The organism is Mycobacterium sp. TH-M103 (genome assembly GCF_057473785.1).
Genome location: NZ_JBYCLG010000114.1, coordinates 1 through 6,601, shown reverse-complemented (window position 1 = coordinate 6,601; position 6,601 = coordinate 1). Strand labels below are relative to the sequence as shown.

7 protein-coding genes are annotated in these 6,601 nt (G+C 72.2%); all 7 read right to left on the bottom strand.

Features of this window, described 5'->3' with window-relative positions; translation table 11 throughout:
- On the bottom strand, positions 1-298 hold a 298-nt coding region (locus tag AC2VOR_RS06590; RefSeq protein WP_486963423.1), incomplete at its 3' end, for a glycosyltransferase.
- 69 nt (positions 299-367) lie between these two features.
- On the bottom strand, positions 368-928 hold the full coding sequence (locus tag AC2VOR_RS06585; protein ID WP_369740766.1) for a DUF3592 domain-containing protein: 561 nt from the start codon (positions 926-928) through the stop codon (positions 368-370).
- A gap of 10 nt (positions 929-938) precedes the next feature.
- Positions 939-2,561 (bottom strand): 2-succinyl-5-enolpyruvyl-6-hydroxy-3-cyclohexene-1-carboxylic-acid synthase, encoded by a 1,623-nt coding sequence (gene menD / locus AC2VOR_RS06580; RefSeq protein WP_369740768.1) that lies wholly within the window; start codon positions 2,559-2,561, stop codon positions 939-941.
- Between the two features lie 32 nt (positions 2,562-2,593).
- Positions 2,594-3,382 (bottom strand): alpha/beta fold hydrolase, encoded by a 789-nt coding sequence (locus tag AC2VOR_RS06575; RefSeq protein ID WP_369740770.1) that lies wholly within the window; start codon positions 3,380-3,382, stop codon positions 2,594-2,596.
- Between the two features lie 39 nt (positions 3,383-3,421).
- The gene (locus AC2VOR_RS06570) at positions 3,422-3,949 is read right to left on the bottom strand and encodes a DoxX family membrane protein (protein WP_486963422.1); all 528 of its coding nucleotides are present in this window, start codon (positions 3,947-3,949) and stop codon (positions 3,422-3,424) included.
- A gap of 5 nt (positions 3,950-3,954) precedes the next feature.
- Positions 3,955-4,935 carry an o-succinylbenzoate synthase gene (locus AC2VOR_RS06565; RefSeq protein ID WP_369740773.1) on the bottom strand — a complete coding sequence of 327 codons (981 nt, stop codon included), beginning with the start codon at positions 4,933-4,935 and terminating at the stop codon, positions 3,955-3,957.
- Positions 4,932-6,533 carry an amidohydrolase gene (locus AC2VOR_RS06560; RefSeq protein WP_486963421.1) on the bottom strand — a complete coding sequence of 534 codons (1,602 nt, stop codon included), beginning with the start codon at positions 6,531-6,533 and terminating at the stop codon, positions 4,932-4,934. The genes AC2VOR_RS06565 and AC2VOR_RS06560 overlap by 4 nt, the downstream gene beginning before the upstream one ends.
- Positions 6,534-6,601: the final 68 nt, after the last annotated feature.

Genomic DNA, 6,601 nt, shown 5'->3' with positions numbered 1-6,601 from the left:
GCGCCGGCGAGGCCAGGTGAATGACGTCGGGGTCGAACCCGCGCAGGGTGCGCACCATGCGGGGGGTGGGCACCCCGAGCGGCAACGTGGTCACCTTTGGGAACATCCGCGACGGCACCCGATGCACCCGGATCCCGTCGTGAATGCGCTCGGCGGGAGGCTCACCCGGCGGGGTGTCGGGTGCGATGACGAGAGCCTCGTGCCCCGTTCTGCGCAGGTGCTCGAGCACCCGGATCACCGAGTTGCTGACACCGTTGACATGCGGGAGGAAGGATTCGGCGACGATCGCAACGCGCACATCACGATAATGTCAGGGCCGACTGTCGATTAGGTTGCCGACGGGCATACGTCGTTTGAAATCTGCTGCTCACGACCCTGACACGGCCGACGGCGCCCCCTCGGGGCCGGCCGCGGGCCTGGTCTCGGGGCGCCGGTCCAGCCGTTTGTCCAGCACCGCCAGACCGATCAGCAGCGCCGTCGCGACCAGCCAGCCGACCACCGCGATGGAACCCGCCGGGATGATCGCCAGCCCGGCGTTACGGTGCTGCACCCGGACCAGGTTCGGGTCGTTCTTGTTGTATTCGACGTAGATGCGCATGCCCGTCGACAACTCGGACGGGTACAGCACACCGAGCTCGGGCCGGTAGGTGACCCGCTCGGGGGTGACGAACTCGATCGTTGAGCGCCGCGGCCCGGCGCTGAGCACCTCGGCCTGCGCCACCCCCATGTTGTGCCGGATCGCCAGGTCGTCGCGCCAGGCGCCGGCCACCAACAGCACCGACTGCAGCGTGACCAGACCGGCCACGATCAGCACCGCGATCCGCGCCCACCGCAGCACGAAGCGCGTCCGGGTCTTCGGCGGTTCGTCGCTGCGGCCGTGGATCAGGATGCGCAGCACCGCCTTCACCGAGGTCAGGGTGTCCGGCATCGCACCGGGCTCACAGCGCGGCCTTGATGGCCGCGTGCAGTTGACGCAGCGAGGACCGGTCCGCCTTGACCTCGAGCACGCGCATGCCCGCCGCGGGCTCGTCGAGGGCCGCGTCGAGCTCGCCGACCTCGATCTGGCGGCTCTCGACGTGGTAAGCCCGGCACAGTGCGCCCACGTCGACGTCGTGCGGGGTGCCGAACACCCGCGACGACACGTCGGAGAACCTGGGGTCGCCCTGCTCGAGCAGCTCGAAGATGCCGCCCCCGTTGTCGTTGGACACCACGATGGTCAGGCGCTGCGGTGTCGGCTCGGTGGGCCCGATCAGCAGCCCGGAGCTGTCGTGGACGAAGGTGAGGTCGCCGATAAGGGCGATCGTGCGCCCCTCGAATGCCAAAGCTGCCCCGACCGCGGTGGAGACGGTGCCGTCGATGCCGGCGACCCCGCGGTTGGAGCGCACCCGGATGCCGCGCGGGTGCAGCCCGACGAGGGCCGCATCGCGGACCGGGTTGGAGGCGCCGAGCACCAGCTGGTCGCCCGGCCGCAGCGCGTCGGCCACCGCGGCGGCCACGTGCAGGCCGGTGGTGAGCGGGTGTATCTCGAGCTGACCGCGCACGGCCTGGTTCGCGTGCCGGTTCACCTCCGCGCAGCGCCGCAGCCACGCCGGGTGCGGCGCCCCGGTGGTGACCGCCCGGGTGCCGGTGGCCTGCGAGTTGCCGGACACGTCCGGCCAGCGCGGCCCGGTGGTCAGCGCGTACACCGGCACCTGCGGGTCGGCCAGCAGGGCCGACACCGGCCGGTGCAGGGTCGGGCGGCCGAGCATGATCACCTGCTTGGGGCGCAGCAGCGGCAGCGCCAGCGGGTGCAACGGATTGGCGGCCGGTGGGGCGGTCGGCTCGGCAACGGTCGGCAACCGGTCCAGGTTGGGATGGGCGCCCGCGCCGTGCCCGGCGATGACGACCGTGTCGGGTGACAGGTCGATGTCCAGCGGCTGGTCGAACGTCACCGGCGGCGTGTAGGTCCACGGCTTCCCGCCGGGCCGGCCCGGCGGGGTCACCGGCTGGGGTTCGGCGTCGGGCACCAGGGGCTCGCGCAGCGGGATGTCGAACTGCACGGGCCCGGCATTGGCGGTGCGTGACCCGGTGGCCGCGGCCAGCACCCGGCAGGTGGCCGAGCGCCAGGTGGCGTTGAGCGCGTCCAGCCGCTCGGGCGCGTCCTCGGCCAGGCCCAGGCTGATGGTGGCGCGCACCTGGGTGCCGAAGTAGCCCAGCTGCTCCATGGTCTGGTTGGCCCCGGTGCCCAGCAGTTCGTAGGGCCGGTTGGCCGAGAGCACGATCAGCGGCACCCGGGCGTAGTTGGCCTCGACCACCGCCGGGCCCAGGTTCGCGACGGCGGTGCCCGACGTCATGGCGACGCACACCGGCGCGCCGGCGGCGATCGCCAGGCCGATGGCCAGATAGCCGGCCGTACGTTCGTCGATGCGGACGTGCAACCGGACCCGGCCGGCCCGGTCGGCGTCCTGCAGGGCGAACGCCAGCGGGGCGTTGCGCGACCCGGGGCACAGCACGACATCGCGCACGCCGCCGCGGATCAGCTCGTCAACGACGACACGGGCCTGGGTCGTCGAGGGGTTCACTCTTACAGGGTGTCACACCGGCGCAGGCGCGCTCAGACCTTGACGCCGGCGAAGAACTGCAGCGCCGCGGAGTTGACGGCCTGCGGCCGCTCCAGGAAGCCGAGGTGGCCGGCGTCGGGGACCTGCAGGTACCGGCCGTTGGGCAGCGCGTCGGCCACCTCGCGGCCCAGATAGGGCGGGGTGACCACGTCGTCGGCGAAGCCGATGACCAGCACCGGGGCGGCGATGCTGCGGTACGCGGGCAGCCGGTTGGTCTGCGGGGAGACGTCCAGCTGGCAGCGCAGTCCCGGGGTCTGCTTGATCGGCCAGGTGGAGAACATCGCGATCCAGTCGGCCACGGCCTCGTCGTCGTTGATCGTCTTGCGGGAGAAGCTCTCCAGCAAACGTGAGCGCGCGTCGTAGGAGGGCGGCAGCTGGGCCCCCGACTCGTACAGCTCGATCTCGGCGTCGTGAAAGAACTGGCGGGCATGGTCGAGGCGGCCGCGGGTGGCCATCAGCACGGCGGAGCTGACCAGTTCGGGCCGGACCACCATCAACTCCTGGGCGATGAACGAGCCCATCGATACCCCGACGATGCGCGCAGGCGCGGCGTCCAGCGACTCGATCAGCGCGGCGGTGTCGGCGACCATGGTCTGGGTGGTGAACCCCTCGGCGTTCTCGGTGGCGCCGATCCCGCGGTTGTCGAAGGTGATGACCCGGTAGCCCGCTTCCAGAAACGCCGGCACCTGATGCGGCAGCCAGGTGCGCCCGGGGCCGCCACGGCCGGAGATGAAGACGACGGCTTCCCCGGAGCCGCGGTCGTCGTAAGCCAGGTTGATCACCCGACCGACGGTACAGGTGCCTGGGTGCGCGCCCGTCCGCTACACCGAGGGTCCGGCCACGAGATGCCACCACGGGACGCGGCGGGCTATCGGGATGTCCAGCGCCAGGCGACGGTCGAGCCCGTGCTCGAGTTTCACCAGCAGGGCCAGGAAGACGAGCACGTAGATGATCGACGTCCCGACGTCGGTCGCGCCCGCGGTGGCGGTGTACGGCCCGCCGAACCCCTCGGCCGTCGACCAGATGCTCAGGCTGTAGAGCGCGCCGCCAAGGTAGACCGCACGGCGGGCGAGCCCGGTCAGCAGCAGGACCGCGATCGTCGTCTCGGTCAGCGCGACGAGGTCGACCCACAGGCCGGGTGCGGGTCGCATCAGATGGATCCAGACGTCGAACCATGGCCTTAGCCACTGCGCCTGACCCTGCGCGGTGGCGACCATGCTCGGCAGCATGGTGGCGCGGAACCCGGGCTGCCATTTCAGCCAGGCGTCGATCGCCCAGGCCACCCCGAACGCGATGCGCAGTGCGGTGGCCCCTGTCTCGGTGCGGGTGTTCCCCGCCGCGTTTTCCACGGCCATCACGCTACCGATCCGTCGAGCAGCCGGAAACAGGCTTCGACCCGCTCGGCCCACCACCGCCGCCGCTCGCCCGGCGCGGCCAGCGCCCGCAGCCGCGCCGGGTCCGGCGCGACCGGTCCGACGGGCAGGAAGCCGTCGACGGCGGGGGCGACGTCGGCCACGTCCTCGACGAACAGCCCGCCGGTGCCCAGCCCGCAGGCGTGGCCCAGGTGCGGCAACGCCGCCGCCGCGGTCAGGCCGTGGCTGATGCCCACCGCCGAATCGAGCGCGCTGGAGACCACGACCGGGACGTCGATCTGCGCGGCGATGTCCAGCAGCGCCGAGATCCCGCCCAGCGGCGCGACTTTGAGCACGGCGATGTCGGCGGCGCCGGCGCGAACCACGGCCAGCGGGTCGTCGGCCTTGCGGATGCTCTCGTCGGCGGCGATCGGCACGCGTGGCATGTCCGGCCGGCGGCGCAGCGCCGCGAGTTCGTCGACCGTGGCGCAGGGTTGTTCGAGGTATTCCAGCGGGCCGTCGGCGCTCAGCGCGGCCGCGGCCGCGGCGGCCTGCTCGACGGTCCAGCCGCCGTTGGCGTCCACGCGCACCGTCGGCACCAGTTCGCGCACCGCGTTGACGCGGGCGACGTCGTCGGCCAGCGTCTGCCCGGGCTCGGCGACCTTCACCTTGGCCGTGCGCGCGCCGGGGAACCGGGCCAGCACGCCGGGCACCTCTTCCGGCCCGACGGCCGGCACGGTGGCGTTGATCGGCACGCGGTCGCGCCGCAGCGGCGGCGGCTCGCGGTAGGCGGCCTCGATGCCGGCAGCGAGCCAGTGCGCGGCCTCCGGCGGCTCGTATTCGGGGAACGCCCCGAACTCGCCCCACCCGGTGGGGCCCTCGATCAGCGCGACCTCGCGGGTGGTGATGCCGCGGAACCTGACCCGCATCGGCAGCGCGACGACGTGCAGCCGGTCCAGCAGGTCCGCCAGCGGTGGCCTCACCGGCCGTGCACCCGGCGGCCCGCCAGGTACGTCGCGCGCACCTCCAGGTCGGCGATCCGCTCGGGCGGCACGGTGCGGGGGTCGGCCGACAGCACCACCAGGTCCGCATACTTGCCGACCTCGAGCGAGCCGATCGCGTCGTCGGCGAACAGCTGCCAGGCGGCGTCGAGGGTCTGCGCGCGGATGGCCTGCTCGACGGTGAGGCACTCCTGCGGCCCCAGCACCCGGCCGGAGGGCGCGGTGCGGGTCACGGCCACGCTGATGTTGCGCAGCGGCTCCTCGGGGGTGACCGGCGGGTCGTTGTGCAGCGAGATGCGCATGCCGGTGGCCACCGCGGAACCCGCAGGCATCCAACGGGATCCGCGCTCCTCGCCGAACAGGCCGTCGACGATGACGTCGCCCCAGTAGTGGATCTGGTCGACGAAGATGCTGCAGGTGACCCCGAGCTCGGCTGCCTTTTGCAGCTGTTCGGGGCGGATGGCGCCGACGTGTTCCAGGCGCAGCCGGTGGTCGGAACGAGGCCAGCGCCGCAATGCTTCTTCGTAGACGTCGAGGATGGTGTCCACGCCGGCGTCGCCCTGGACATGGCAGGCCATCTGCCAGCCCAGCGGGAAGTAGGCGCCGACGATCTCGGCGAGCTGCTCGCGCGTGTAGTTGGCGTGCCCGCACGAACCGGCCGCACCGATGCTGCGGGTGGCGGCGGTGTCCAGGTAGGGGAAGCTCAGCGCGATGTTGCCGATCCACGGCGAGCCGTCCACCCAGATCTTGATGCCGACCTGGCGCACCAGGTCGTCGCCTTGGCCGGGCGTCGCCGCGGTGGACATCTGCGGGTTGGAGATCTCGTAGGTGCGCAGCCGCACCGTCAGCTCGTCGTGCAACTGGGCGAGCAGCGGCGCGAACGCGGGGTCGAACGCCATGTCCGAGCAGGTGGTCAGCCCGGCGCGGTTGAGCCGCGCGCATTCGTCGCGCAGCATCTGCGGGTAGCTCTCGGGCTCGATCGCCCCGGCCAGCAGCGGGAACACCGCGCCGATCTCCTCGGCGCTGCCGTCGAGTTCGCCGTCGGCGCCGCGGCCGTAACGGGCGCCCTTCGGGTCGGGGGTGTCGCGGGTGAGCCCGGCGTGCCTGGCCGCCGCCGAGTTGAAATAGACCTTGTGCCCGGAGTTGTGGACGATCACCAGCGGCCCGTCGGGCGCCGTGTCGTCGAGCCAGGCCGCCGTCGGCCCGGGCAGGCCGGGCTGCAGCAGCGGATCCCAGCCGCTCAGGTAGGCGCCGGCCGCGCCCCTGGCGGCCGTCTCGCGGCGGACCGCGGCGACGACGTCGTCGGCATCGCGGACCGTCACCGGCCGGATGTCGACGATCCGGTCCGACAGGGCCAGGGCCTCCATCAGCGGATGCCCATGTGCCTCAACGAATCCCGGCATGACGCAGCCGTCACCGACATCGACGGTCTCGGTGCCGGCGCCGATGAGACCGGCCACCTCGGAGCGGGTCCCGACGGCGACGATCCGGCCGTCGGCGACGGCGAGCGCCTCGGCCGTCGGACGCTTTTCGTCGACGGTCAGTACGGTTCCGGTGAAGACCAGATCAGCGTGCGCCATGTGCAGGAATCGTAGTGCCGCGAGGGTGTGGCTGACCGGAATTGCAACACGTTCTAGTCTTGGCCCAT